A 26,004-nucleotide genomic window follows, 5' to 3' on the forward strand; every position below is an offset into this window, starting at 1 on the left:
CGCGAAGGCCGCCAGTGCGCGCGTTCGGTGGACGAAGCGCTGATGGGGGTTTCCGAACTGCCGCGCTGATCGGGCGGGGTTCTCCGAAACAGGACAGGAAGGGCGCTCCGTGCGGGGCGCCCTTTTCCGTTTCGGCCTCGTCATCGCGAGGGGCGAAGCCCCGCGGCAATCCGGGGGCAGGCCAGAGCAGCATGTGGGGCTCTGGATTGCTTCGCGTACCGCTCGCAATGACGATTCAAGATAACGCGGGCATGCCCCCGGGCGCGCCGCGTCAGCGGAAGGCGCAGGACAGGCCGGCCCACAGGTCGGTCACGCGCGCGCGGGCGCCGGTGCCGTTCACGATGCCGCTGATAGCGCCCACGGTGAACTCGTGGCCCAGCGTGGTGCGTTCCAACCGGAAGCCGCGCTTTTTGCGCAGCTCGGCGAGGGTGGTGCCGATGCGGATGCCGTCGGTCGTGCCGATGGTTGTGTTCCGGCCGCTCAGCACCCAGCCGCCGAACCGGTCATGCTGGAACAGCAGGCTCACGCCATCCTGCCACTGCGCGAAATCAACAGGCCCGACGCCGCATTCGCCGTTCGTGCTGGTCCGTGGGGCCGGGCGGAAGCGCAGCGCTTCCAGCACCCGCGCGCGGGGTATGCCGAAGGAGAGGACGATCGGCGCCGCCCCGGCGCGGCGCACCTGCAGCCCGTTCCGGGCAAGGCGCAGGCTGGCCGCCACCTGTGGCGCGGCGGCTGCCAGCCGCGTCGATTCGCTCAGGCGCATCTGGCCCGACAGCATGCGATAGACCGTCACGGCCCAGCGGCTGCCATCGGCGCGCGTCAGTTCGATGCGGTAGTTCATGCCGGCAACGACTTGCTGGCTGGCCGAATCGACGCTTTTGACCGTGCCCCCGCCGGGCAATTGCGATGCCGCGAAATCGGCGGCCTGGCGTACCTGCGGATCGTTGACGCCGGCGGGCGCCCAGCCGCCCGGGATCCCTGCTCCCGGCGGGGGCACCTGTGCGGCGGCAGGCGCCAGCGCGGCCGCGCAGAGCGCCCCGTACAGCGCTCCGTACTGCACCAACGACAGTGTCTTGGTCATGATTCAGGCTCCCTCCCGCATCGCGCGGACGGGAAGAGTGACCGGCTGCCGAGGATGCGGCAACCGGATTTGCGTCTGCTTCGGAGGCGATTGCGCGACAGCGTCGGCGGCTCAGGGCTGCCAGTCGATCGCGCCCCGGCCGTGTTGTTCGAGAAAGGCGTTGGCTTGGCTGAAATGGCGGCATCCGAAGAAGCCGGCATGGGCGGACAGCGGGCTGGGGTGGGGCGCTTTGAGGACGAGGTGCGGTCCATCGGCCAGGCCTGGCACGCGCGCGGCCTTCTTCTGCGCATGGCTGCCCCACAGCAGAAACACGGTGGGCACGTCACGCTGCGCAACGGCGGCCACCGCCGCGTCGGTGAAATCCTCCCAGCCTTTGCCGGCGTGCGATCCGGCCTGCCCGGCCTCAACCGTCAGCGCGTTGTTCAGCAGCAGCACGCCCTGCCGCGCCCAGTTTTCGAGATTGCCGTGGGAAGGTCGTGGCAGGCCGAGATCGGCTTCCAGTTCCTTGTAAATGTTCACCAGCGATGGCGGCGGCTTGACGCCTTGCGGCACCGAGAACGACAGGCCGTGCGCTTGGCCGGGGCCGTGGTAGGGGTCCTGCCCCAGAATCACGACCTTCACCGCGTCCAGTGGGGTCAGTTCCAGCGCCCGCAGCCGGGATCCGCGTGGCGGAAAGATCGCCTTTCCGGCCGCCTCTTCGGTGTTGAGGAAGCCGCCCAGCGCCCGCAGCGGGCGGGTGGCGAGAACAGGGGCCAGCGCCGGCTGCCAGCTTTCGGGAAGGGGAGTTGCCATAGGAAAGGCGTTCCTACCGCAACTCGAAACGGGCGCACAAGCCTGCTGGGCGCCAAAGCCAAGGTTGCCGTTTCCCGGCATTCCCAAGGTTGCCGTTTCCCGGCATTCATCGTAGGCGGGGTCCATGGCCGTCTACCTGCATGAAGAAGATTTGCCCGAAGGCGCGCTGGCGCCGGGCATCGTCGCCGTCGATACCGAAACGATGGGGCTGATCACCCCGCGCGATCGGCTGTGCGTGGTCCAGATTTCCGACGGGCAGGGCGATGAGCACCTTGTCCGCTTCCAGGTGGACAGTGCCTACGCCGCGCCGAACCTGAAGGCGGTGCTGGCCGATCCCGCGCGGCTGAAGCTGTTTCACTTCGCCCGGTTCGATCTGGCCGCGATCGAACACTATCTGGGCATTACCGCCGCGCCGGTGTTCTGCACCAAGATCGCGTCCAAGCTGGTTCGGACCTATACCGACCGTCACGGCTTGAAGGATCTGGTGCGCGAACTGCTGGGCAAGGAGATTTCCAAGCAGCAGCAGTCGAGCGACTGGGGCGGGGCGGTCCTGTCCGACGCGCAGCAGGAATATGCCGCGTCCGACGTGCGCCACCTCCACGCCATGCACACCATTCTGGTTGAACGGCTGGCGCGGGAGAAGCGGACCGAGATGGCGCAGGCCTGTTTCGACTTCCTGCCCGTGCGGGCGCGCCTCGATCTGGCCGGCTGGGCCGAGCGGGACATCTTCAGTCACGAATGAGGCTGCGGGGATGACCGTCCAAGCCGAGAAGATTCGCTCGCGCCGCCAGCATTTCGCGGCGCCGGGCGGCTTTCATGACCGTCTGGTGCGGTTCCTGGCGGTGGCGCTGCCGGCCGCGATTGGCGTGCTGGCGGCGGTGATGGTGCTGACCCCGCTTTCCCCGCGCGGCGAGATCAGCTTCCTGCTCGATCGCAACAAGGTTTCCATCCTGGAAGATCGTCTGCGTGCCGCCAGCGCGATGTATCGCGGCCTGGACGACGACGGGCGCACGTTCTCGATCACCGCCGGGTCCGCCGTCCAGCATTCGGCGCGGGTTCCCGTGGTGATGATGAACGACCTGACCGCGCGGATGCTGATGGACGACGGGCCGGCGATCCTTTCGGCCAATGCCGGCAACTATGATTTCAGCCGCGAACAGGTGGACGTGGCCGGGCCGGTCAATTTCCAGACGTCGGACGGCTATCGCATGACCGCGAACAACGTGGTGTTCGATGTGCGGGGCAAAAACCTGCACAGCAAGGGGCCGGCGGAAGGCCGCATTCCGGCTGGCACTTTCTCGGCCGACAGGATATTCGCCGACCTCTCCGCGCATACCGTCACGCTGGACGGCCATGCACGTCTTCACATGGAACCGGGCAAGATGCGCAAGCCATGACTGCACCTCGGCAAATGACGTCCCTTCGCGAAACGATCCGTTCCGCCCGGCCTTTCCGGGCGTTCCTGCTGGGCTTTGCCGGGGCTGGCGCCGTCGTTGCGGCCCTTTCCGCGCACGCGGCTTCGCGGGTGAACAGCGATGCGCCCGTCAACTTCGCGGCGGACCGCATCGAACTGCAGGACAAGCAGAACCGCGTGATCCTGACGGGGAACGTCGACATCACGCAGGACGACATGCGGATGCGCTCGGCCCGCACGGTCATGGCCTATACCAACACCGGCGGTGACACCGAGATTCAGCGGATCGACGCGACCGGCGGCGTGGTGGTGACGCAGCGTGACGAAACCGCGCGCGGCGACGTGGCGGTCTATGACGTGAACCGCCGCCTGATCACGATGGTCGGCAACGTGGCGCTGCGGCGCGGCACCGATACGCTGAACGGCGGCCGGCTGGTGATCGACCTCGATAGCGGCCGGTCCAGCGTGGATGGCCGTTCGGGCGGTTCCGCCGTTCCCGGCGTCAACGGTTCCGGCAACGGCGGCGGGCGTATTTCGGGCACGTTCAAGGTGCCCAAGCGCAACGACAGCAAGCAGTAGGCCCGCCCGGCCACCGGCTTATTCGGGCGGAAGCGGGGTCCCCTCGAACCGCGCGATGGCATGGCGCACGACCTTGTCCAGCGCTTCCTTCGAGAAGAAGCCGCCGGGGATCAGGCAGCGCTCGATCAAGACGCGGCGGAACGCGGCGAAAGTTTCGGGATCGGGCGGCACCGGGTTCTGCCAGAAGGCGTCCAGCCCGCCCTGCGCGGTGAGGTCCGGGATATCGTAGACCGCGTGGCCCAGCGCGACGACGGGGACGCCCATCGCCAGCGCGAACGTGCCGCTGGTGCTGTTGATGGTGACCATGCCGCGCGCGTCGCGTGCAACGGCCACGATGTCTCCGGCGGCCAGGTAGTCGATCCGCGCGGCCACGCCATAGCGTTCGCCCAGATCGCGCGCCGCCTGCTCCCAATCGCGCACGCCGTTGTCGAGCGGATGCTCCTTGATGACCAGACGCGTGTCGGCCGGGGCGTGCCGGGCGAACGAGGCGATGATCAGGTTCAGCGCTTCCGCAATGCCCGCGAAAGGCGAATGCAGCCGGATTTGCGCGTCCGAATCGAGCTGGAGCGGGAACAGGAAATAGGGCTCTGGCGACGATTCCATGCGCGCGAACAGCTGGGCGGCCTGCGCCTCGCGCAGCTTGCGCGCGCGCAGCTTGCGCAGCCAGCCCATGCCTTCCACCAGCGGCGGCCAGGGGCGATGGTTGTTCCAGTTGGAATAGTGCCAGCGCGTGAACACGTCGGCGACGTTGTAGAGCAGCCCTTCCAGCGCGCGGCGGCGGAAAGAGGAGGGCACCTGGCTGTGCTGCGGCACCGGCGGCAGCGCGGCGGCAGTATCGCGATACCACTGCGGATCGCGCGGGAGCGACGAATGGCCATTGACCCCGCCCAGCTCCAGCGTGACCCAGTCCGGCCGGATATAGCCTTCCTCGAAGACGTGGACCGGCACGTCCAGCGCACGACAGACCCGCGTGGCCGCGATGTGATGATCGCGGCAATCGCCGAACAGCACCACGTCGGTGATTCGCCGGTCGCGCAGCATCTGCTCTAGCGCGGCGGGCCAGTCCTGCAGGGTGCCGCGATAGTCGATGCCGCCGGGCAGGCGCCAGAACGCCCGGTCGCCGCCGTTGAAATTGACCTTGTAAACCGTGTGCCCGGCGCGGATCAGCCCTTGTCCCAGATGGCGGAACAGCGGCCCCATCAGCCCTTGCAGCAACAGCACCCGGCGCCGTTCCCCGGTACGCACTATTTCATCGGGCATCGGCAAGTGTTCCGGAACCTCATCCAGACGTCCCTAGGGCGAAGCGCACGAAGCGTCGATGAGCCACGTTCAGGTTTCCACCAATCAATTTCATCCACTTGCGCACGAGCCGCCCATGACATTGCCTTCGGGGATGGCTAAGGCATTCACGCAGCGGCCACCCTGCCCGCGCGGATGTTCTATCGAGGGGCTGTGACAGGCACGTTTCTGCTGTTTTCGGGGCTTGTCGCCGCGTCGTTGGTGCTGGACGGGCTGGTTCGCCCCCGGCGGGGCGGCGATGCGCGTTGGCCTTTGCGCAGCGCGGCCGGCATGGTGCTGCACATGCTGCTGGTCGCCAGCGGCTTCGGGGTGTTCCTTGGAATCTGCGGCAATCCGCTGGCCTCCGCGATCCTGACGCTGGCGCTGGTGGCGCTGTTCACGGTTGTTTCCAACGCCAAGCACACCATGCTGGGCGAACCGCTGGTGTTTACCGACCTCGTGCTTGTCGGCGCGGTGTTGCGCCATCCGCAGTTCTATCTGTCGGCGTTGAGCCCGGTGCAAAAGGGTGTGCTGATCGCCAGCGGACCGGTGCTGCTGGCGCTGTTCGCGTGGTTATTCGTCGGTGACATCGGTGCCCATCTGGCCGGCGCGGTGCTGCTGGCGGGCAGTCTGGTGCTGTTGCGGTGGGTCATGGCGATTCCGCCATGGCGCGATCTTGCATCGGCGCCCGATCTGGACGGGGACGTGCGCCGCCATGGCTTGCTGGCGACTCTGCTGCTTTATTGGCTGCGTTGGCGCGCGACGGCCAATCCCGCGCCCCGTGCTCACCCCGAGGTGGCGATTGGAAGGACGGCGGTCGAACCGCCGCTGGCGGTGATCGTGCAATGCGAATCCTTCGCCGATCCCGTGGAGCTGTTCGGCGATCCGGCGCTGGAATTGCCGGGCCTGGCCCGCGCTCGTTCGGTCGCCTGGCAATGGGGAGATCTCAACGTCAGCGGGTTCGGCGCCTATACCATGCGCACCGAATATGGCCTGATCTTCGGTCGCGATGAAGAGGAACTGGGCTTCCGGCGGTACGATCCGTTCCTGACCGCGGTGGGCGAAGCCTCGCACGCCTTGCCGGCCCGCCTGGCCGGGCGCGGCTGGCGGAGTCTGTTTTTGCACCCGCACGACCTGCGCTTCTACAACCGGCAACGCATCATGCCCGCCGCCGGGTTCGCGGAGATGGTGGGTGAGGAACATTTCGCGCCGCCCTCGGCAGGAGAGGGGCGCTACGTAACCGACGCGGCCATGGCTGGAACGATCGGGGATCTGGCACGAAAGGCCACGGAAGCAACGGTGCTTTACGCCGTGACGATCGAGAATCATGGCCCCTGGGCACCCGAGGATGGATCGGGGCCGCGCGATCTCGTTTCCTCCTATCTGCGCCTTGTGCGTAACAGCGATGCGATGCTGGCGACATTGCTCGAAGCGCTGGCTGACCTTGGCCGGCCTTCGGTCCTCGTCTTCTTCGGCGATCACCGCCCGAGCATCCCCGGTGTCACCACGCCGGGGCCGGTGCGCCACACGCCGTATGTTGTCGTCCGCCTCGATGCCTTCGGCGCGGTGGTGAAGGGGGAGCGGCGGCGCGTGGATCTGACCCCGGCGCAGCTCCATCACGCGGTCCACGATCTTCTGGCTACACTCCCGGCGGCGTAAGCGCGCGCAGCAACCGATCGCGCAGGAAGCGCGGCAGGATCGCCGAGATGAGCCGGAGCAGCCCAAACGGCCAGGGCAGCACGGCATGGGGCTTTCGGCGCGCTGCCGCTCTCGCGATCAGCGCGGCGACTCTGTCAGGCTTCAAAATCAGCGGCTTGGGGCCAGGAACCCGCCGGGCTGCTGCCGTATCGATGAAGCCGGGGGATACGAGCGTCACGGATACGCCGTAAGGCCGCACACCGATGCGCAGCGCGTCGGTGAAGCGGGCCAGACCCGCCTTCGATCCGGCATAGGCGGCGGCGAAAGGCAGTGCGTGATCGGCGGCGGCTGAACCGATCACGACGATCGCGCCGTGCCCGCGCGCGGCCATCGCTTGGGCGCAACGGGCGGCCATGGCCGCTTGCGCCACGAAATTGACCTGCCCCAGACGCGCGACCTGCGCGGCGTCCTCCACCAACGCGCCCGCCGCCCGGATATCGCCGCATCCCGCGGCGAACAAGGCAAGGCCGAACGGCTCGTCGGCCTCTTCGCGCGACAGGGCTTCCAGCGCGCCATCGGTATCGGATAGGTCCAGGGATCGGGTACCCACCGCGCCCGCGCCAAGCTCCAGGCAAGCTGCGGCGACGGCATCGAGCCGGCCACTGTCGCGCCCCCACAGCGAGAGCCGGGCGCCCGCGCGGGCATAATGCCGCGCGAGGGCGCCACCCAGTTCGCCCGATGCGCCTACGACAAGAACCCGGCCTGTCTGGGGGGCAGGAACAAAACTGCCATCAAACCGTATAGGGCTGGCCATATAGGGGTGTAATCCTGAGTCCTAACCAAGGGCGAACCCGTGGATTTATGCAATTTCTACTGCACTGCACACGCGCCAATACCGCATTTTCAGTGGGATGGCGGTTTGGGCATCCTGTCGTCCGGAGGGGTGCATTCGCCTATTTTGGGGACTTTAGACTCTTGACACTTGGAGGCCTGTCCTGTCCAGAGTCAAGGTTATGACAGCCCGGAGTTCGCATCTGCAACCGATCAGATTGTTTCGGAACGCGTGGCTTGAAAAGCTGACCGTGGTTTCCCCCGTCGCTTTCGGCGTGATCTGGGGGATGTTTCTCCCCTTCCTGGTGTGGATGGGCTGGGGCACCGTCAGCGTGGCTGCCGCGTTCAGCCTGGTCGTGGGCGGGCTGTGGCTGTGGACGCTGTTCGAATATGCCATGCATCGCTTCCTGTTCCACCTACGGCTGAAGTGGAAGCCGCTGCAGGCTTTTACCTTCATCATGCACGGCAATCATCACGCGAGCCCCAATGACAGGCTGCGCAACATGATGCCACCGATCGTGAGCGTGCCGATTGCGGCGGCGGTGTGGTATGCCTGTGTCTCGATGGTCGGACCGGGTGGGGACTGGCTGTTCCTGGGCTTCATCTCGGGTTACGTGGTCTACGATTTCACCCATTTCGCGTGCCATCAGTGGCCGATGCGCGGCCGCATGGCGCGCGCGATCAAGCAGCACCACATGCGCCACCACCACATCAGCGAACATGGCAACTACGCGATCACGACGCCGCTGTGGGATCGTCTGTTCGGAACCGCGATCACCTCGGCCAAGCCGGGGAATTGACGCTCAGGCGGTCGGCTGGCGGAGGCCGGTGATCGCCTTTTCGACAATGTCCATGTGTTCGCTCCACAGCGGCTTGTGCCATTGGCGAAGGCGCGCCTCCTGCGCGGCATGGGCAGGGCCGGAACGGGCGTGGTCAAGGATCATCGCTTTCCAGCCGGGGCCGTCCAGCGGATCGAGATAGTCGGGCGTGTTGCCGCCCACCTCGCGCAAGGCAGCCAAATCGCTGCAGATCACCGGCACGCCCAGCGACAGCGCCTCGGCAACCGGCATTCCGAACCCTTCGGCGAACGAAGGCATCACCAGCGCGCGGGCGCCCGCCAGCAGCGTGGCCATCCGCTGGTCGGAACAGCCGTTGATTTCCTCGACGTGGCCTTTCAGCGCCGGGCAGCGCTCCAGCATGTCGATTACCTGTTCGTTTTCCCAGCCGCGCCGGCCGACGATCACCAGGCGCGGCACGGCCTGCGCTGGCATCGTTTCCACCAGATGGCGCCACAGGTGCAGCAGCAGGAGGTGATTCTTGCGTGGCTCGATGGTGCCGAGGCAGACAAACGCGGGCCGCTCCGCTGACGTCGGTGAAGGAACGGCAGCGGACAGGTCTTCGGTGCCGAGCAACGCGACATGCGTGGCGATCGCCCGGCCGCTCCGTTCGATCCACGGGTGTAGCGACCGACCGGTGGCGGCGGAATTGACGATCACCGCATCGGCGCAGGCGGCCACCGTTTCCATGCGCCGCCGATGCAGCGCCGCGCCCGAAGGCCGGGCATATTCGGGAAATTCGATCGGGATCAGATCGTGCACCATGCACAGGAAGCGCGCCTGTTCCCGCCGCAGAATGCGGCGCACCTGCGTCTGGCGGGTGAGGTGATGGGGCGAGACCTGGACATAGACGGGCGGCACCGGGCCGGACGGGGCCGGCGGGCGATGCGGCCACAGCGCCGCCATCTGCGGCAGGACGGACGGCAGGGAGCGCTGGTGCGGATTGTCCGCTTCCTTCGTCCAGCGCCGTTCCAGTTCGTCGAGATAGGCGATGGCCTGCGCCCGCCGCAGCCGGCCGTAGAGGCCGGCGGGATGGACGGCGGCGAAGGCCAGCCTATCACCATAGCGCTGCAACAGGCCGCGCGCGTAGGCCATCTCCACCCGGTCCACGCCCGACGGCGTATTGTGGCGCACGCGCGAGATCAGGCGCGAGATGTCGAGAATGACGGCGGTCATCGCCACATCGCCATGAACCGCCCCTGCCAGCGGCGCAAGGGCGCCACCCAGCCCAGCCGGTTGGGCGCGTGGTTTTCCGCCATGCGCCGCACCAGCACTTCGGGCGGACAGGGGAGGCCAGTGACGGGATCGAGATAGCGGGGGTAGAGGATCAGCACCCCGGCGACGAGTTCGTCGAGCGTCAGCGCGCGCCCGCGCCGGTCCGGCACAGTACCCAGATCGCGGGTCAGCCCCCAACCGGCGTAGAACGGCGTGCCATGGCATGTCACCGCGCGCCCGCGCATCAGCGCCTCGAACCCGGTCAGCGAGGTCAGCACATGCACGGCATCGACCACGTCGAGCAGCGGGGCCATGCCGCCTTCGCGCACGATACGGTCGGCCAGTTGCAGCACCTCCCCATCGGGCACCGCGCCCTTGCGGTGGCCGGCATCGACATCGGGATGCGGCCGGAACCAGATTTCCGCATCCGGCTCCAGCGCGCGGACGCGGCGCAGCAGCTCCAGATTGGAATGCAGCCCGCCGCCGCCGGCCAGCACCGACATGTCGTCCTCGACTTGCGCAGGCACCAGCACAAGCCGCCGCCCTGGCTGGCGGGGAGGGGCGGACGAGGCCGCGCCGGTGGAATACTTGCTGATCCCGGCGGCCACGATCGTTTCGCGCAAGGTGCGCGCCCGTTCGATCAGGTCGGGCGCGAAGCGGGTGGTCGTGAGAATCGTTTCGAGGTCGCTGGGGCCGGAGGGGTCGAAATGGATGCCCTGCCGGTCCACCACGATCGAGGAGGGGGGCACCAGATTGCTGCCCAGGCCCACCGAACGGACGAACCCGTCCTCCACGCGCACGAGCGGCACGCGCTTGTCTGCGGCTGCGGCCAGCAGCGTGGGCGACACGCGCGATGGCCAGATCGCCACCTGGCCATCGTGCCGTGCCGCCAGGTCCAGCGCCCGCGCGGGGCGGGAGACGATTCGCAAGGGCTGGCCGGGGCACCACAGGAAGCGGCGGATTTCCTCCCGCTTCCACCATGCCATGCCGCAGGCCGCGACGATTCCCCGGTTGCCGTCGATGATCCGGCGCCATTCGGCCAGGGTCGCGATCGTTGCCGACAGCGTCGTGGCATCGCCGGTAAACGGATCGCGATAGCGCGGCGTGTCCAGCGCGCGCAGGGCAGCCGCTTCCAACTTGGCCTGCCCGTCGCCCGGTGCGCCGAAGCGGCCGGGCGACAGAACGCGCACGGGTACGCCGGCGATGCACGCCAGGGCGACCCATTCGTCATCGCCGTGCGCGACGAGCAAGCCTGCGCCGCCGAGTGCGGACCACGGATCGGTTGCATCCGCGCGAGCGGGTGTGATCCACAGTGCCTCTGCCGCTTCCTGCTGGTTGAGACCGCTGGCCAGCGTTGCGGCTTCATCGGGCGAGCGGGGGCGCAGGACGACCGTGGCAGGGCGAGAAAGCGCGGCGGGCCTTTCCCAGAACGCGCCGCCGACTCGCGCCGCGCGGATACGGGCGAACAGCGCTGCCGGATCGCTGTTTTCCGGCGACGCGGAGGCAATGCCGGCGATCGTGACTCCTGCATCAAGGCCTGGAAACGGCGGCGCGCGCAGCAAGGGCTGGGGGCCGGTTGCGCTCAAGGGCGCTGGCCCCACACGGGAACTTCAAGCCGACCGTCCGAACTGCGGCGGATCATGCCATAGCCGCCCGTGGGCAGCTTCAGCGAAGGCAGCGCTGCGGCAGCCTCGCGCAAGGCCGGATCGGCGAGCAGCGCAAAGCGGGCGGCGCCGTTGCTCGTCACCAGCAGCACCGGGGCATCAGGATCGGCGGGTGGGCGCGCAAGCAGATCCGCCCAGGCCGCGATGCGCGCGGGTGCATTCACGATCCATCCGGACGGCGGTTCGGCGGCGTGGTCCCATGCGTGCAGTGCAGCGTGGCCGATTCGCGCCAGCACGGCGTCCTCGGTCTTGTTCTCGTCCGGTCCGTGGTCGATCTCGGCAAGGAAATCGGCGGGCTCGGGCGTGATGGCCGTGCCTTGCGCCGCCAGGACGGGCGCTGCAGTCTGTTGGGCGCGGAGCAGCGGAGAAACCAGCGCGCGGCCGAAACGCCAGCCCAATTCGGCGAAGTGGTCGCCCAGCCGGCGGGCTTCCTGTTCGCCTTCGTCAGTCAGCGGAAGATCGGTGCGCGCGCCGATGCGGCGCGGTGCTTCCCCGGCGGCAAAGGTCTTGCCGTGGCGGACGATGACGAACACGCGGGCGCTTACGCGGGATAGGGATCGCCGAACCGGGCGATGGCCTCTTCGGCCAGCGTCAGGTCTGCGGGCGTGTCGATTCCGGAAAGGACATGCGGAGGGACGTCCACGGCGATCGTGTCGATCGCCCAGCCATGTTCGAGGAAGCGCAACTGTTCCAGACCTTCCAGTTTCTCGTACTGGCTGGCCCGCGCCGATGCGAACCATTCCAGGGCCGGGAAGCTATATCCGTAAAGGCCGAGATGTTGCCAGACCGGAGAAAGCGGTTGTGCCCGCAAACCGTCTTCGCCGCGCAGGGCGGGCAGGATGGTCTTGGAAAACCACAGCGCCCGCCCATCGGGGGCGCGTACGCAAGTCGTGCCGCTGAAAGGGGCTGTCCGCTTGTGCGCGCGCAGGCGGTCCAGCCGGGGCCAGTCGAGCTGGAACACCGGCGTCACGACAGCGGCCGTGCGCTGGCGCAGGACCTCCAGCAGCCCGGCCACGATCGCGGCGGGCGTGAACGGCGCGTCTCCCTGGAGATTGACGACGAATGCGGGCGGCGCCTGGCGTGCACGTGCCGCCGCGAAGGCGCGGACTGAGCCGGAATCGAGATCGGTCGAGGTCATGGCGACATCGACGCCAAGGTCGCGGCCATGCGCGGCGATCCGTTCGTCATCGGTCGCCACCACGACCTCGCAATCGCCGGCCTGTGCCGCCGCCGTCCGCGCGATGGCCACGACCCGGTCCAGCAGCGTTCGGCCGGCGATGGGCAACAAAGGCTTGCCGGGCAGGCGGGTGGACCCGAAACGGGCAGGGATGACGATGATGTCCGGACCGAAATCCTTTCCGGAACCGGCTCCTAAGTCAGGCAATGCCGGCCCTGACGATATCGTGCATGTGCACCACGCCCACCAGCCGTTCGCCTTCGATCACGAACAGCACGGACACCGCGTTTTCGTTGAGGATGCGCAGGGCGTCGGAGCAGAGCATGTCGGGCGATACCGTTACCGGATCGGGCGACATGTGCAGGCCGATCGCATCGTTCAGGTCATGCACCGCGATGCAGCGGCGCAGGTCGCCATCGGTGAAGACGCCGATCAGCCGCTCGGCATCGTCGACGACCGCCGTCGCGCCATAGCGCTTGCGGCTCATTTCCAGCGTGGCGCCCGACAGCGTCGCGTGCCGGGTGACCTTAGGGATCGCGCTGCCGGTGCCCATGACGTGCGCCACGGTGGAAAGCTGCGCACCCAGCCGGCCGCCCGGGTGGAACACCCGGAAGTCGGAAGGGGTGAAGCCGCGCGCTTCGATCAGCGCCACCGCCAGCACATCGCCCAGTACAAGCTGCAGCGTGGTGGACGATGTGGGTGCCAGATCGTTGGGGCAAGCTTCGCGCACCTGTGGCAGTTCCAGACAGATGTCTGCGGCCCGCGCCGCCGAACTGTCGGGATGCGCCGTCGCCACGATCAGCTTGGAGCCGAGGCGGTGGCAATAATCGAAGATGTCGCGCAGTTCGGCGGTTTCCCCCGACCAGGTGATGGCCAACACGACATCGCCTTGCGTGATGACGCCCAGATCGCCGTGGCTGGCCTCGCCCGGGTGGAGAAACACCGATGAGGTGCCGGTCGAGCGCAGGGTCGCGGCGATCTTGCGGCCGATATGCCCGCTCTTGCCCATGCCGCTGACGATGACGCGGCCCTTGGTCTGCACCATGGCATCGATCGCCATGTCGAGCGAGTGCCCGAATCGCTGCGTCTGCAGCACGCCTTTCAAGGTCTTCAGCGCCTGAAGCTCGATCTCCAGCGTTTTCAATGCGGAAGCCGTGTAAACCGGCCGGAAATTCTCGATCTTCATTTCCACCTTGTTCTCTACACTGTTCGCTCAAGGCCTTGCCAGGTGCCGTGCGGAGCGGTCGTTTTGCATGTATTTCAGATATTTGTAACAAGAGAAATTGCCAAAATGGCCTTGCTTATCCATGAGGGCCAGATCGTTGAAATCAAGTTTATTCGTATCTGAATCGGGTGGTCTCGCCCGGATCTCGAAAGGTGGCGGAATTCCTCATGCGGCTTTGCGAACGCGATATCGGTGCTGATTCGAAACTTTTCGCAATCGCCGGCCCCTGCGTGATCGAAAACGAACATCTTACCCTGAGCGTGGCCGAACGCCTGGCCGCCACCGCCGACAAGCTGGACCTCTTCCTGATTTTCAAGAGCTCCTTCGATAAGGCGAACCGCACTTCGGACCAGTCGTTTCGCGGGCTCGGCATGGATGAAGGGCTGCGTATCCTGGAAAAGGTCCGCGAACGGACCGGGCTGCCGGTGCTGACCGACATCCACGAAGCCGGCCAGGTCGCGGCGGTGGCGCAGGCGGTGGACGTGCTCCAGACGCCGGCGTTCCTCGCGCGGCAGACCGATTTCATCGCCGCCGTTGCCGCATCGGGCAAGCCGGTCAACATCAAGAAGGCCCAGTTCATGGCGCCGGGCGACATGCGCCAGGTCGTGGCCAAGGCCCGCAATGCGGCGCGCGCGGCGGGGCACGAGACCGATGCCTTCCTGCTATGCGATCGTGGCACCTCGTTCGGCTACAACACGCTGGTGTCCGACATGCGTGGCCTCGCCATCATGGCGGAAACCGGCTGCCCCGTGGTGTTCGACGCGACCCATTCGGTCCAGCAGCCGGGCGGCCTCGGCGAACGATCGGGCGGACAGCGCGAATTCGTCCCCCTGCTCGCCCGCGCGGCCGTGGCGGCGGGCATTGCCGGCCTGTTCATGGAAACCCACCCCGATCCGGACCAGGCCTTGTCGGACGGCCCCAACGCCCTGCCGCTCGACGCGTTCGAGCCGCTGATGCGGCAGCTGCTGGCGATTGATGGGGTGGTGAAGGGGGGAGGGTGATAGCCGCCAGCTAAATTAGTTGCGCGATTTCCGGCAACCGGGCTGTGCGCACCGGCTTGGCGGCGTCTACAATGCTTGGCCCAACTCAGGCCTGCCCTATCGCGCAACCGCTCGGTCGATTTTCCAGCCGGTTCCTTAGCGGTGTTGCAAACCTGAAGGATGTGGGGCAAAGCCCTCACGACTGCAACGGTAGTGCAAGGTTCGTACACAAGTGCCGACTGCTGATGGCTCTATGATACCATGATGGTCCTACTGTGCATGGCCTGGAAGGAATGATGAGTATTTTTCCCTTTGCCTGGCGGAAGAAAATTGACCCAATATTTCTTCTTACCGTCGCTATCCCGACATTTTTGTCTATCTTATACTTTGGATTTGTTGCTTCCGATGTTTACGTGTCGGAATCTCATTTTGTTGTCCGCAGCCCGGATAAGCAAAACTCGTCCGCATTGGGCGCTTTGCTGAAGGCGCCAGGCGTTTCGGTTGCAGGTGATGAAATTTACGCGGTCCAACAATATGTCGAATCACGAGATGCCCTCAAGGCGCTCAATCGCGATGGTTTTGTCGATCGCTTGATTTCGGCTCCCGGTTTGGATCCGTTCGCGCGCTTTTATTCCTTTGGCTGGAGAGAAACCCAAGAGGGCAAGTATCGCTATTTCCAGCATAGGGTGGACGTGCAGAACGATACCATTTCTTCGATCAGCACGATGAAAGTGCGCGCCTATCGTGCGCAGGACGCGTACGAGATGAACAAGCGCCTGCTTGATCTGGGTGAGGCACTGGTCAATCGGCTGAACAATCGGAGCCGGCAAGATCTCATCCGTTTTTCGCAGGAGGAAGTGGGCAGCGCTCGCAAGGAGGCGGAGCGCACCGCCCTCGCACTAGCGGCGTTCCGCAATCGTAGCGGTCTAGTCGATCCTGAGCAGCAGGCGGGCATCGAGTTGCAGCTCATTTCCAAACTGCAAGATGAGTTCATCGCGGCCAAAACGCAATTGCTGCAACTGCGTGCATATACACCGGAAAACCCTCAGATACCTGTGCTTAGAACCCGTATCGAAGGGATTTCGGCTGAGATAGATCGCGAAATAGCCAAGGTTGCCGGGGGCGGGCAATCGTTGGCCAGCGCGAGTGTTGAATATCAAAGGCTAGTGCTGGAGAGCAAATTCGCTGATCGGCAATTGGCTAGCGCCATGACTTCGCTCGAAAGTGCGCGCAACGATGCTCGTCGGAAGCAAGTTTATCTAGAGCGGATAGTGGAGCCTAGCGTGCCCGACGAACCGGCGGAGCCCAAGCGGCTTCGCAATATCTTTTCCACGCTAGTTTTGGGGCTGGTGGCCTGGGGCGTGCTGTCAATGCTGTTGGCCGGATTGCGTGAGCACCGGGACTGATAGCCCCGTGCGACCGGAGGAGTCGATGAACCAGCCGGCGGCTGTCCCGGGCGGGCGGCCTGGCACTTCGCTTTGGCGCTCGTGGCAGTTGCAGCGCCGCGTGATTTTCGCGCTACTCATGCGTGAAGTGTTAACCAGGTTTGGCCGTCACAACATCGGCTTTCTTTGGATGTTTGCTGAGCCGATGATGTTTACGCTTGGCATCACTGCACTTTGGACGATTTCGGGTGCTCGTCACGGTTCGGACTTGCCGATTACGGTCTTTGCGCTGAGCGGATATTCTTCGGTGCTGCTATGGCGGAACATGCCCGCGCGGGCGATCTCTTCGATTCAGCCTAATCTTGCACTCATGTATCATCGCAATGTCAAACTTCTCGACATCTTCATCGCACGCCTCCTGTTGGAAGCCGCCGGCGCTACGATGTCGTTCTCGATGTTGAGTTTGATATTCATCTATATCGGCTGGGTCGAACCGCCTGAAGACGTTCTTAAGGTGTTCATAGCGTGGGTGTTGCTGGCTTGGTTCGGCATGGCGCTGGCGATTTTTCTCGGTGCGTTATCTGAACAATCGGAACTGGTTGAAAAGTTTTGGCATCCAACGGCCTACCTTCTTTTCCCTCTTTCAGGCGCCGGTTTTCTGCTCGAGATTATCCCGCCGGCTCCGCGCGAGTTGTTACTTTATCTGCCGATGCTAAACTGTGTGGAATATTTGCGTGACGGATATTTTGGATCTCAATTCACCGCATATTACGATGTTCCATACATAGTAGTATGCAATAGTGCGCTTACTTTAATCGGCTTGGCAAAATTACGTCAGGTCAGTCGGACGGTTATTCCCAAGTGATCACTGTGCGCGATGTCTACAAGAGTTATCCCACGCGTAGCGGCACCAAAGTGGTGTTGCGCGATGTAGATTTCGACGTTCATCCGGGCGAAAAGTTGGGCATTCTAGGCCGAAATGGCGCGGGCAAGTCGACGATCATTCGCCTGCTTAGTGGAGTGGAGAACCCCACGCGCGGGAGCATTGTTCGCAAGATGACGGTGTCTTGGCCGCTGGCCTTCGGTGGAGCTTTCCAGACATCTCTGACCGGGCTGGACAATTTGCGCTTCATCTGTCGAGTCTATGGGGTCGATCCGGAAGCCAAAGTGCCATTCGTTGAGGAGTTTTCGGAACTAGGCCGCTATCTGCGCGAGCCGGTGAGTAGTTATTCGTCGGGGATGCTGGCACGTCTCGCATTTGCGATCTCGATGACGATTGAGTTCGATTGTTTCCTCATTGACGAGATCATTGCCGTTGGTGATCAGCGTTTTCATGACAAATGCCACATTGAGCTGTTTGAGAAACGTGCTGACCGCGCCATGATTTTCGTATCGCACGACATAAATTACATTCAAGCGCATTGTAAGCGAGCAGCGGTCCTCAATGACACAAAGCTTACGATGTTTGAAGACGTTGCCGAAGCTTATGAATTCTACCTCTCCAAATGAGGCGGCGACATTGGCCATATCGCCAATTGTCCATTCACCCCCAACTTCAGCAAACGCAATCTTGAAGCAGAAGTTGCCGCACCAACTGCTCGTTGACGTATCTGTGATCATGCGCAGCGATGCCGGGACGGGGATTCAGCGCGTTGTCCGTGCCTTGTTGGGAGCGCTGCTTGACGCGGATCTAGACGGCTATGTCGTGCGCCCCATTTACGCGACGCGGACCGAACCGTACGCTTATGTGCCCTGTGAAGCCATTCTGTTGTCAGGCCTGGCCATTGCCACGCCAGCGCCGGTCGGTGTGGTCTCGGCGGAGAAGGGCGACATATTTCTTGGACTGGATTTGGCCGCGAACATATTACCCCGCCATCGTCGCCAGATTACCCGCTGGCGACGCCAAGGATGTGTCGTGGCGACTGTGATGTATGATTTGCTGCCCGAACAGCGCCCCCGTTGGTTCAATCCCCGCACCCGGCGCAATTACCGGCGCTGGCTTCGAGTGGTGACGCGCTGCAGTGACAGAATAATCTGCATTTCGCAGGAAGTCGCCAGGCAACTTGAAGCTTGGATTGCAGCAAGACCTTGGCGCGGAAATGGCGGCCTGCAGGTCAATCACATGCGTCTTGGCTGCGACATTGGTCGGACGATTCCGAGCAAAGGGGTGTCTGCCGAAGCTGCCTCGCTGCTTGCCGGCTGGAGCAAGAGTCGCCTGGTACTAGTCGTCGGCACGATCGAGCCCCGCAAAGGACATTCCTGCCTGTTGCCTGCTTTCGACCTGCTGTGGAGCGAACCGGCAGGCGAAGACGTCGTATTGGTCTTCGTCGGTCGTCCCGGTTGGCGTACGGAACGGTTGCAAGATCGCATCCGGACCCATCCCATGGCAATCGGTTCCGAACCTGATCGCCGCTTCTTCTGGTTTGACGATGCAAGCGACGAATTTCTCGATTGCCTCTATCGCTCGGCGCATGGTGTGATTGTCCCTTCTCTCGCGGAGGGTTTCGGCCTGCCCCTGGTAGAAGCGCTGGGGCACGGCGTGCGGGTGCTGGCCCGTGACCTTCCCGTCTTCAGGGCGATGAACCTTGCAAAGGTATCCTACTTTTCGCAGGATGAGCCGGTGCTTTTGGCGAGGGCGATTAGCGAATGGCTGGATCATGGCGATGGTGTGCCAGCGCTTGCGGCAAATCCCGTCCCCACATGGCGGGATTCTTTCGGCGACCTGCTCTCGTGCCTGTCTATTGCAGAGCGCGACAATCGTGACGTGAAGGTTGCGCAAAATGCGGCTCATGGCAATAGAACTAACCCAATAATTGATAGTGGATTGACATGAAAAGAGCGATTATTACGGGAATTACGGGGCAAGACGGTGCCTATCTTGCTCAATTTCTTCTATCAAAAGGGTATAAGGTATTTGGAACCTATCGCCGATCCAGTTCTGTCAACTTTTGGCGTATCGAAGAGTTGGGCATTCAGGATGATCCTAACCTGGAACTGTTGCAGTACGATCTGACAGATCTCGGTGCCAATCTGCATCTGGTCCAAAGGGTGGAGCCACACGAGATTTATAATCTCGCCGCACAGAGCTTCGTTGGTGTCAGCTTCGAGCAGCCGACCACCACCGCCACGATTACCGGCATAGGCTGTCTCAATCTGCTTGAGGCGATTCGCTTGCTCGATCGCGATGTGCGCTATTATCAGGCCAGTACCTCGGAAATGTTCGGCAAGGTTCAGGCTGTACCACAGGTTGAGGACACGCCGTTCTACCCCCGAAGCCCCTACGGCGTAGCAAAGCTTTATGCGCATTGGATAACGGTTAACTATCGCGAGAGTTACGGCATATTTGGAACAAGCGGTATTTTGTTCAACCATGAAAGTCCGCTGCGCGGACGTGAGTTTGTTACTCGTAAGATAACCGACGGCGTCGCCAAGATTAAACTGGGGAAGTTGCCTTATCTAAGTTTAGGCAACCTCGATGCGCAACGCGACTGGGGCTACGCAAAAGAATATGTTGAAGGTATGTGGATGATGCTTCAAGCGGAGCAACCAGATACGTTCGTGTTGGCTACCAACCGTACCGAAACAGTGCGTGATTTCGTGCGGATGGCTTTCAAGGCCGCTGATATAGAGTTGGAGTTTCGCGGCGAGGGGCTGGACGAGGTTGCGATCGACGCCGCCACGGGCAAAGTTGTCGTTCGGATCGACGAAAAGTTCTATCGCCCTGCCGAAGTTGATCTCCTGATCGGTTCTGCTGAGAAGGCAAAGCGTGTACTCGGCTGGGAAGTAAAAACCACGCTTGAGCAGATGTGCAAGATGATGGTTGATGCTGACGTTGATCGCAACAGACGTGGTTTCTCCTTCTGATCAATTTTTATTTTTATTTCGTGTCGTTATACGGGCATTAGTCGGCTTTTCTGAGATAACGCCAACGGGTGTTACTGGTATGACTCAATAAATGAGTAACGCGATGAATGAAGCGGGTGATCTTGCTCTTGACGAACTTCTTGCGAAGGATGGCTTTGCCTTTGTGCAAGCTTGCTACCGCACTATTCTCAATCGCGACGCGGATGAGGCAGGGGAGAGGCATCATCTCGATCTTCTCGCCAAGGGCACGTCCAAGCTTGCGATAGTAGTAGCGTTGGCCGAAAGTGAAGAATGTAAAGGCAAAGGGTTGCATAATGGCAACCTGTTGATCGCAGCCCGCAAACGAGCGCTCACGTGGAAGGGCGTTCTGAAGGGGTTGCTGAAGAGAGGGCGCGATCGCGCCGGCGCTGCAACCGTGCCTTGCGAGGCCAAGGAGAGCCCGCAGGTCCCGTTGCCCTATCAACTTGTCTCTATTCCAGCCGATGAATGGGCCGCTCGCATGACGGCTTCATCTGCCGTCGGGGACGCCTTCATCGATGAACGGACTGGCTTTCGAAATTTTTGGTTTGACCTGACCACATCTTTGCAATGGTCCCTGGGCGTCGTTGGGATCATCCGTGCCGAATTGGAAATGGCGTCTAACCTGAAAAAGTTGTATCCGAACTTGCGCTTTTCAATGCAGGCTGGGCACGGCTTTGCAGAGATTAGCGAAACACAGCTGCAGTGGCTATTGCGCGCTGATAATGTCGCCGAAGCCTATATGGAGTTCTTCGGACGCAAAGGCGGGCAGTCGCATCAGGTGCGGGTTGATGTCCCCGAAGGTAATTTATTCTTCCATCCTTATGGCCCAAAAGATCTTATCTTCTCGATGGGTTGGAAGGATTCACAAAAGGAACGTCTGTTCTCTACCCTTAAGGAGCAGGTTCCAGAGGTCGTGTTGAGTTATCTAATATACGATATCATCATGCTTCGCCCTCAGACGCGGCATTTTTACGCAGAGCGGGACCGAGCACAATTTGAATCTTACCTCAAGTGGATATCCTACACCTGCGATTTCCTGCTGTTCGGCGGGGAGAACACTAAGAGCGATGTGGAAGCTTGGCAACGCGACCACCATTGGCCCACGCTGCCCGGTCGCGCGATCCAATTTGGTTCCGACATTGTCGAGGCTCCGCGTGGCACGGATGATGACCGTGTGCTGGCGGAACTGGGTGTCTCCAAACCTTATGTTCTTGCAGTCGGTACATCCGAGCCGCGCAAGAATTACAGCACCCTTTACCGAGCCTACCTACTTGCACGGGATATGTCTGAAGCAATTTTGCCGCAAATGGTGATCTGCGGGCAAGACGGTCATCGCGTCCACAATCTGCATGACCAGATGGCTCGCGATCCACGTGTCAAAGGACGCATTCTACGCCTCACCCCGAGCGATGACGATCTTTCGGTACTCTACCGCAACTGTTTGTTTACGCTGTTGCCTAGTTTTTATGAGGGTTGGAGTCTCACGCTGCCTGAGAGCTTTGCTTACGGCAAGCTCTGTCTGTGTGCCGATACGCCTCCGTTGCGTGAGATCGGTGCGGATCTCGCAGAATTTATAGACCCGATTGACGTCATGGCTTGGTCACGCGCGCTAATTGCCTATGCGGGCGCCCCTGATGTCTTGGCGCAACGCGAACAACGCATTACGTCAAAGTGGCGGATGACAACCTGGGCGGATGCGGCCCAGTTGACCTATGACGGCCTCGTCTCGCTCCATTCAAAACACGCAGCGGATCACGGCCAACATCAAGGGAAACGCCGCCCGCCCGTGATCTGGATGGACCTTACTCTAAGTTACCTCAATTGGAATAGCTCACTGAGCGGCGTCACCCGCGTTGAATTGATGTATGCGAAGACGCTCCGAAAGATCGCTCCCTCAACGCGCTTCTTTGCATGCGATAGCGGAAATTTCTTCGAAATTGATCCATCTTACCTGACCTGGATGGACGACACCGAGGATCTTAGCCAAGCATATAACGACTTCCATGCATTTTGGCATCATCATGAGAGCAAGGGGCTGTCATTCCGAAGCCCATTGCGCAACAATTCCGACCCAAAGAGCCATCAAGCTTATTTGGAAAAACTGCCCTCTGGTTCGGTGGCGTTTTTTGCGGGCATTGACTTTGGTTTCTTCAATGAGGCCGGTGAGCCTCAGTTGACTTATACCCATCTAGTTGAAAGGCTGCGGCCGAAAGAAGGTAGGTTGCTGCTCGCGCACTTCATGCACGACTTTACTCCGTCGGACTGGCCACAGATACATAAGTCCGAAACGGTTGACGGATATGAGCCGTTCTGCAACTTTATCTCAAACCGTTTTGACTACTTGGTTTACGGTGGAATTACTGCGCAACGGGACGGCGAAGCATTGCAAAAACGCCGCGGTTGGAAGGTGCCAAGCGGTGATCCCGTGGCGCTTGGCTTTGATATCAAGCCTGGGAGCCCGCTCGATCCCCAAGATGATCGTGCCTATCTTAAGGAGTTGGGCGTTACGTCCGACTTCGTGATTGCTGTCGGCACATTGGAGCCGCGCAAGAATCACGAAACTCTCTATCGCGCCTATTTGCTCATGCAGCAGCGAGGTCTGCTGAACAAACCGTTGCAGATGATATTTGTTGGAAAACCGGGCTGGAACAACGATGATTTCCTAACCACTCTCGCAGCGGATGAGCGGGTTAAGGGCGGTATAATAACGGTCAATCCCAGCGATCGCGGGTTGGATGTTCTCTATCGTCGCGCACTATTCACTTTGCTACCCAGTTTTTACGAAGGCTGGAGCTTGCCGCTTCCTGAGAGTTTGGCCTACGGTAAGTTTTGCCTAGTTTCAGACACTCCGCCTTTGCGTGAGCGTGGCGGCAATTTCGTTGAATACATTCACCCGCTGGATGCCGCAAGCTGGGCAGAGCGGATTGCTTTCTATGCAAATGATCCCAATAGACTCATTGCGCTGGAGCAGAAGATCAATACGGAATGGCGGCCTGTATCCTGGGTAGCCGCAACAGAGATGCTCATGACAAAGCTATACAGCGCCTACGACGCGGCTTACGCCGTGGGTGACGAGGAAGGAAGCTGAGTTCATGGCGCGAATTCTCCTCAGCGGTGCGACCGGGTTCCTCGGCTGGCATTTGTTCCGACACCTTACCGCCATGGGAAACGAGGTGTTTGGTACGTCAAACCGGCCTCGGAATGAAGCGTCGCTCTTGTATTGCGATATATGCGATCCCCTTGCCGTCGAAGCTGTCTTCCAACAAGTTCAGCCTGACATCGTCATTCACTGCGCAGCGATTTCGAGTGTTACCTCCTCAGTGGCGCAGGAGTACTATCGCGTTAACACGGTGGGTACGGAGAACGTTGTAAATTCATCTCTGGCGAGAACGGGAAAAATCCGATTTATATTTATTAGTACCGCTGGCGTATATGGTAATCAGGAAACGGACCGTTTGCATGAGAATCTTTGCCCGAAACCGGTCCACCACTATGGAATGAGCAAGTTTTGTGCGGAGCAAATAATCAAAAACTATGCCGATCAACTGGATTACACTATAATACGCCCTTTCAATATTATTGGCGTGGGGCAGTCTGGCGAGTTCATCATGCCCAAGTTGGTGACAGCCTTTCATGAACGTCAACCGGTCGTTAAATTGGGTAATATCCAGGTGTTCCGCGATTATATCGATGTGTCCGATGCGTGCGAGCTTATCGCGCGAGTTACTTTCAACCCAGCGGCGGTTGGCGAAGTATGCAATTTATGCACTGGAAAGCCGGTATCGATCGAGACGCTGCTCAACACGTTGACAGATATCACCGGACACGAGATTAAGCCTGAGGTCGATCCAGCTTTTGTGCGAAAGAACGAGGTCTGGCGCTTGCTTGGCGACACGGCCAAACTCAGTTCTCTCACCGGTGGGGCGATCAACGGTATGAATCTCGAACAGTCCTTGCGCCGTATGCTCGCGGCAAGGGGCAACGTGTAGGAGACCCAAATGCGCCTTTCCATCATCGCTAACTGCCAAAAGGATAGCCTGGCAACTTGCGTGGCGGCACTCAACCACGGGTTCGAGATCGACACTTACATGATTCATGAGATTGTAGCTGACGTCGAGCGGCTGCGCGCAATTTTAATGAATAGCGATTTTGTCTTTGCCCATCTCCCTTTGCGCGACGTGGTGCCCGCCGAATTGGCGCATAAAGTGACTTATTTTCCGAACATTGCGTTTTCGGCATATCACCCTGATCTGGTATTCGCTCGCGCACGCAAGCACGGCGGCGATTTCGAGACGGTTTTTGGACCGCTGTATGTCTACAGTTCAGCGTTAGCGGTTTTTGGTTATCGGGAGGGGATCCCCCTCGAAGAAATCTTAGGCTTCTACAACGCTGAAACCTACGCAAAGCTGGGATATTTTGATCAGTGGCATGATGCCCGTGCGCAGCTATTGAGAGAGGGCGATGCATGCGGGATGCCGCTGGGCGGTTTGTTTGAGCGATGGAGTCGTGGGCATGCCTTCATGTATTCCAGCAACCATCCGACCCTTGCCGTGATGGAAGATATAGCTCGAGAGTTATTACAGCGGATCGGGATGTTCTATTTCGCTGAAAGCAAGCACGAATACCTGGTGGACCCACTCAAGGCCCAACCAATTTGGCCTATCTATCCAGAGATCGCCGAAAGGCTGGGCTTGCGCGGCAGTACTGCGTTCAAGATTAATGATCCGCACGGAACGCTGGATTTGCGTGAATTTGTCAGTTCCTCTTATCAAGCTTTTTCGAACTACGATCGCGATACGCTGGAAGCGATCAACGTTGATATTAGCCACTTTCGTCGAAAACTGAGCTTGCCCGGATCGGGTGAACAGTCGGCTACGAACTCGGCGATATCTGGAAACCCCTATTCCAAGGCTGATAATGTACAGTTTTGGAAGAACTCGGTAGCGCGGCCTCGGTCAGAGGATGTCGATCCCGTTGTTGCTCCAAAGTTCGGGATCACGCAGCAGGATAGAGTGGCAACAGCGGGAAGCTGCTTTGCACAGCATATCGCCAGAACGCTCAAGTCAAGCGGTTTCCATTACTTCGTACCGGAATCCGCACCTGATGATATGGCCGAGGAGGATGCAAAGGCGCATAACTATGGAGTCTTTAGTGCGCGTTTCGGCAACATCTACACGGTGCGGCAGCTGCTGCAACTGATCGAACGGGTAGAAGGCGCATATCACCCCCAAGAGGATGCGTGGGTGGGCAAGCAGAATAACTTCGTCGATCCATACCGCCCTCAAATTCAACCTGATGGCTTTGCCGATCTGCGTGCGCTGGAATCCTCGCGGAAGGCTCACTTTGCCGCAGTGCGTGCTATGCTGCGTGAAATGGATGTGTTTGTCTTTACTCTGGGCCTGACCGAAGGCTGGCGTTCACGCATTGACGGCGCCGTGTTTCCCCTCGCACCTGGCGTTGCCGGGGGCGCCATGGATGAGAGTAAGTACGAGTTCGTCAACTTCGATGTCGATTCGATCCGTCAAGACCTGCATGAGGTCATCGCGCACATCAAGCGCATTAATCCCTCCTGTCGCGTCATCTTAACCGTCTCGCCCGTTCCGTTGATTGCGACCTATGAAAGGCGTCATGCGCTGGTTTCCACCACGTACAGCAAGGCTGTTCTGCGAGTAGTGGCGGATGAAATGTGGCGTCAGTATGATCACGTGGACTATTTCCCATCTTACGAAATTATAACGGGATCGTACAACCGCGGTGCCTATTTCGCCGATGATCTCCGTGAAGTGCGTGAAGAGGGCGTGGCGCACGTTATGCGCACCTTCATGCGGCATTATGCGGATAGCGGTGAGGGGGCGCGGCAGGCGGTATCAGGCGTTCGGGAAGAGCGCGATCAATCCCAGCAAGCCCGTAGCGCGCTGTTTGAAGTGGTTTGTGACGAAGAGGCGATAGCGAACTTCTGAAGGGCGCTTATATCCGTTCGTGGCCCAATGCGGAATCGGAGCTGGACACCTCGAAGAACCGTCT

Annotated in this window: 23 protein-coding genes; 14 read left to right on the forward strand and 9 right to left on the reverse strand. The window is 61.4% G+C overall.

The features are described 5' to 3' along the window. Positions 1-271: 271 nt before the first annotated feature. Entirely contained in the window at positions 272-1,081 is an 810-nt protein-coding gene (locus B3547_RS15950; RefSeq protein WP_292964632.1) for a cystatin domain-containing protein, read from the reverse strand. 111 nt (positions 1,082-1,192) lie between these two features. Then, complete coding sequence (locus B3547_RS15955; protein ID WP_292964634.1) at positions 1,193-1,873, reverse strand: uracil-DNA glycosylase; 681 nt, start codon at positions 1,871-1,873, stop codon at positions 1,193-1,195. Positions 1,874-1,997: 124 nt separating this feature from the next. Between B3547_RS15955 and B3547_RS15960 the strand changes: the two genes are divergently transcribed. From B3547_RS15960 to B3547_RS15970, 3 genes are read left to right on the forward strand one after another with little or no spacing between them, the layout of a single operon-like run. Next, complete coding sequence (locus B3547_RS15960; RefSeq protein ID WP_125954628.1) at positions 1,998-2,615, forward strand: ribonuclease D; 618 nt, start codon at positions 1,998-2,000, stop codon at positions 2,613-2,615. Between the two features lie 10 nt (positions 2,616-2,625). Further along, entirely contained in the window at positions 2,626-3,270 is a 645-nt protein-coding gene (locus B3547_RS15965) for an LPS export ABC transporter periplasmic protein LptC (RefSeq protein WP_124809928.1), read from the forward strand. A gap of 14 nt (positions 3,271-3,284) precedes the next feature. Continuing rightward, positions 3,285-3,866, forward strand: coding sequence for an LptA/OstA family protein (locus tag B3547_RS15970; protein WP_292964638.1), 582 nt, complete (start codon positions 3,285-3,287; stop codon positions 3,864-3,866). A gap of 18 nt (positions 3,867-3,884) precedes the next feature. Here the strand turns inward: B3547_RS15970 and B3547_RS15975 are convergent, their stop codons facing one another. Then, entirely contained in the window at positions 3,885-5,126 is a 1,242-nt protein-coding gene (locus B3547_RS15975; protein ID WP_292964640.1) for a capsule biosynthesis protein, read from the reverse strand. A gap of 192 nt (positions 5,127-5,318) precedes the next feature. Between B3547_RS15975 and B3547_RS15980 the strand changes: the two genes are divergently transcribed. Beyond that, positions 5,319-6,803 (forward strand): LTA synthase family protein, encoded by a 1,485-nt coding sequence (locus B3547_RS15980; RefSeq protein WP_349676498.1) that lies wholly within the window; start codon positions 5,319-5,321, stop codon positions 6,801-6,803. Here B3547_RS15980 and B3547_RS15985 read toward each other — a convergent pair. Then, positions 6,784-7,596, reverse strand: a complete 813-nt coding sequence (locus tag B3547_RS15985) for an SDR family NAD(P)-dependent oxidoreductase (protein WP_292964644.1) — start codon at positions 7,594-7,596, stop codon at positions 6,784-6,786. The genes B3547_RS15980 and B3547_RS15985 overlap by 20 nt on opposite strands. Positions 7,597-7,831: 235 nt before the next feature. Here B3547_RS15985 and B3547_RS15990 point away from each other — a divergent pair, with 235 nt between their 5' ends. Further along, positions 7,832-8,413: a sterol desaturase family protein gene (locus B3547_RS15990; protein ID WP_292964646.1), complete on the forward strand. Its 582-nt coding sequence runs from the start codon at positions 7,832-7,834 to the stop codon at positions 8,411-8,413. A 3-nt stretch (positions 8,414-8,416) separates the two neighbouring features. On the opposite strand, the gene B3547_RS15995 is transcribed toward B3547_RS15990, so the two are convergent. The 5 genes from B3547_RS15995 to B3547_RS16015 are packed head-to-tail and all read right to left on the reverse strand — an operon-like array spanning position 8,417 to position 13,691. After that, entirely contained in the window at positions 8,417-9,625 is a 1,209-nt protein-coding gene (locus B3547_RS15995) for a glycosyltransferase family 4 protein (protein ID WP_292964648.1), read from the reverse strand. Then, positions 9,622-11,250, reverse strand: a complete 1,629-nt coding sequence (locus B3547_RS16000; RefSeq protein ID WP_292964650.1) for a beta-3-deoxy-D-manno-oct-2-ulosonic acid transferase — start codon at positions 11,248-11,250, stop codon at positions 9,622-9,624. Before B3547_RS16000 ends, B3547_RS15995 begins: the two co-directional genes overlap by 4 nt. Next, a complete protein-coding gene (locus B3547_RS16005; RefSeq protein WP_292964652.1) occupies positions 11,247-11,861 on the reverse strand; it encodes a histidine phosphatase family protein in 615 nt (204 codons plus the stop codon). The genes B3547_RS16000 and B3547_RS16005 overlap by 4 nt, the downstream gene beginning before the upstream one ends. Positions 11,862-11,869: 8 nt before the next feature. Next, entirely contained in the window at positions 11,870-12,712 is an 843-nt protein-coding gene (gene kdsB, locus B3547_RS16010; RefSeq protein ID WP_292964654.1) for a 3-deoxy-manno-octulosonate cytidylyltransferase, read from the reverse strand. Further along, the gene (locus tag B3547_RS16015; protein ID WP_124809919.1) at positions 12,705-13,691 is read right to left on the reverse strand and encodes a KpsF/GutQ family sugar-phosphate isomerase; all 987 of its coding nucleotides are present in this window, start codon (positions 13,689-13,691) and stop codon (positions 12,705-12,707) included. Before B3547_RS16015 ends, kdsB begins: the two co-directional genes overlap by 8 nt. A gap of 206 nt (positions 13,692-13,897) precedes the next feature. On the opposite strand from B3547_RS16015, the gene kdsA reads away from it, so the two are divergent. The 9 genes from kdsA to B3547_RS16060 all read left to right on the forward strand — a co-directional run bounded on the left by kdsA (position 13,898) and on the right by B3547_RS16060 (position 25,940). Then, complete coding sequence (kdsA, locus tag B3547_RS16020; RefSeq protein ID WP_292964674.1) at positions 13,898-14,731, forward strand: 3-deoxy-8-phosphooctulonate synthase; 834 nt, start codon at positions 13,898-13,900, stop codon at positions 14,729-14,731. A 275-nt stretch (positions 14,732-15,006) separates the two neighbouring features. Further along, on the forward strand, positions 15,007-16,116 hold the full coding sequence (locus tag B3547_RS16025) for a hypothetical protein (protein ID WP_292964656.1): 1,110 nt from the start codon (positions 15,007-15,009) through the stop codon (positions 16,114-16,116). Positions 16,117-16,141: 25 nt separating this feature from the next. Next, positions 16,142-16,960: an ABC transporter permease gene (locus tag B3547_RS16030; RefSeq protein WP_292964658.1), complete on the forward strand. Its 819-nt coding sequence runs from the start codon at positions 16,142-16,144 to the stop codon at positions 16,958-16,960. Continuing rightward, entirely contained in the window at positions 16,957-17,604 is a 648-nt protein-coding gene (locus tag B3547_RS16035) for an ABC transporter ATP-binding protein (RefSeq protein ID WP_292964660.1), read from the forward strand. Before B3547_RS16030 ends, B3547_RS16035 begins: the two co-directional genes overlap by 4 nt. 61 nt (positions 17,605-17,665) lie before the next feature. Next, on the forward strand, positions 17,666-18,928 hold the full coding sequence (locus B3547_RS16040; RefSeq protein ID WP_292964662.1) for a glycosyltransferase: 1,263 nt from the start codon (positions 17,666-17,668) through the stop codon (positions 18,926-18,928). Further along, complete coding sequence (gene gmd / locus B3547_RS16045) at positions 18,925-19,959, forward strand: GDP-mannose 4,6-dehydratase (protein WP_292964664.1); 1,035 nt, start codon at positions 18,925-18,927, stop codon at positions 19,957-19,959. The genes B3547_RS16040 and gmd overlap by 4 nt, the downstream gene beginning before the upstream one ends. A 91-nt stretch (positions 19,960-20,050) precedes the next feature. Next, positions 20,051-23,068 (forward strand): glycosyltransferase, encoded by a 3,018-nt coding sequence (locus B3547_RS16050; RefSeq protein WP_292964666.1) that lies wholly within the window; start codon positions 20,051-20,053, stop codon positions 23,066-23,068. A 4-nt stretch (positions 23,069-23,072) separates the two neighbouring features. Next, the gene (locus B3547_RS16055; RefSeq protein WP_292964668.1) at positions 23,073-23,969 is read left to right on the forward strand and encodes an NAD-dependent epimerase/dehydratase family protein; all 897 of its coding nucleotides are present in this window, start codon (positions 23,073-23,075) and stop codon (positions 23,967-23,969) included. Between the two features lie 9 nt (positions 23,970-23,978). Further along, a complete protein-coding gene (locus tag B3547_RS16060) occupies positions 23,979-25,940 on the forward strand; it encodes a GSCFA domain-containing protein (RefSeq protein ID WP_292964670.1) in 1,962 nt (653 codons plus the stop codon). Positions 25,941-26,004: the final 64 nt, after the last annotated feature.

Source organism: Novosphingobium sp. UBA1939 (assembly GCF_002336885.1).
Classification (GTDB): domain Bacteria; phylum Pseudomonadota; class Alphaproteobacteria; order Sphingomonadales; family Sphingomonadaceae; genus Novosphingobium.

Coding starts and splice junctions, on each gene's coding strand:
- B3547_RS15950 (WP_292964632.1), bottom strand. CDS start 1,081: ATGACCAAGACACTGTCGTTGGTGCAGTACGGAGCGCTGTACGGGGCG.
- B3547_RS15955 (WP_292964634.1), bottom strand. CDS start 1,873: ATGGCAACTCCCCTTCCCGAAAGCTGGCAGCCGGCGCTGGCCCCTGTT.
- B3547_RS15960 (WP_125954628.1), top strand. CDS start 1,998: ATGGCCGTCTACCTGCATGAAGAAGATTTGCCCGAAGGCGCGCTGGCG.
- B3547_RS15965 (WP_124809928.1), top strand. CDS start 2,626: ATGACCGTCCAAGCCGAGAAGATTCGCTCGCGCCGCCAGCATTTCGCG.
- B3547_RS15970 (WP_292964638.1), top strand. CDS start 3,285: ATGACGTCCCTTCGCGAAACGATCCGTTCCGCCCGGCCTTTCCGGGCG.
- B3547_RS15975 (WP_292964640.1), bottom strand. CDS start 5,126: ATGCCCGATGAAATAGTGCGTACCGGGGAACGGCGCCGGGTGCTGTTG.
- B3547_RS15985 (WP_292964644.1), bottom strand. CDS start 7,596: ATGGCCAGCCCTATACGGTTTGATGGCAGTTTTGTTCCTGCCCCCCAG.
- B3547_RS15995 (WP_292964648.1), bottom strand. CDS start 9,625: ATGACCGCCGTCATTCTCGACATCTCGCGCCTGATCTCGCGCGTGCGC.
- B3547_RS16015 (WP_124809919.1), bottom strand. CDS start 13,691: ATGAAGATCGAGAATTTCCGGCCGGTTTACACGGCTTCCGCATTGAAA.
- kdsA (WP_292964674.1), top strand. CDS start 13,898: ATGCGGCTTTGCGAACGCGATATCGGTGCTGATTCGAAACTTTTCGCA.
- B3547_RS16025 (WP_292964656.1), top strand. CDS start 15,007: ATGAGTATTTTTCCCTTTGCCTGGCGGAAGAAAATTGACCCAATATTT.
- B3547_RS16030 (WP_292964658.1), top strand. CDS start 16,142: ATGAACCAGCCGGCGGCTGTCCCGGGCGGGCGGCCTGGCACTTCGCTT.
- gmd (WP_292964664.1), top strand. CDS start 18,925: ATGAAAAGAGCGATTATTACGGGAATTACGGGGCAAGACGGTGCCTAT.
- B3547_RS16050 (WP_292964666.1), top strand. CDS start 20,051: ATGAGTAACGCGATGAATGAAGCGGGTGATCTTGCTCTTGACGAACTT.
- B3547_RS16055 (WP_292964668.1), top strand. CDS start 23,073: ATGGCGCGAATTCTCCTCAGCGGTGCGACCGGGTTCCTCGGCTGGCAT.
- B3547_RS16060 (WP_292964670.1), top strand. CDS start 23,979: ATGCGCCTTTCCATCATCGCTAACTGCCAAAAGGATAGCCTGGCAACT.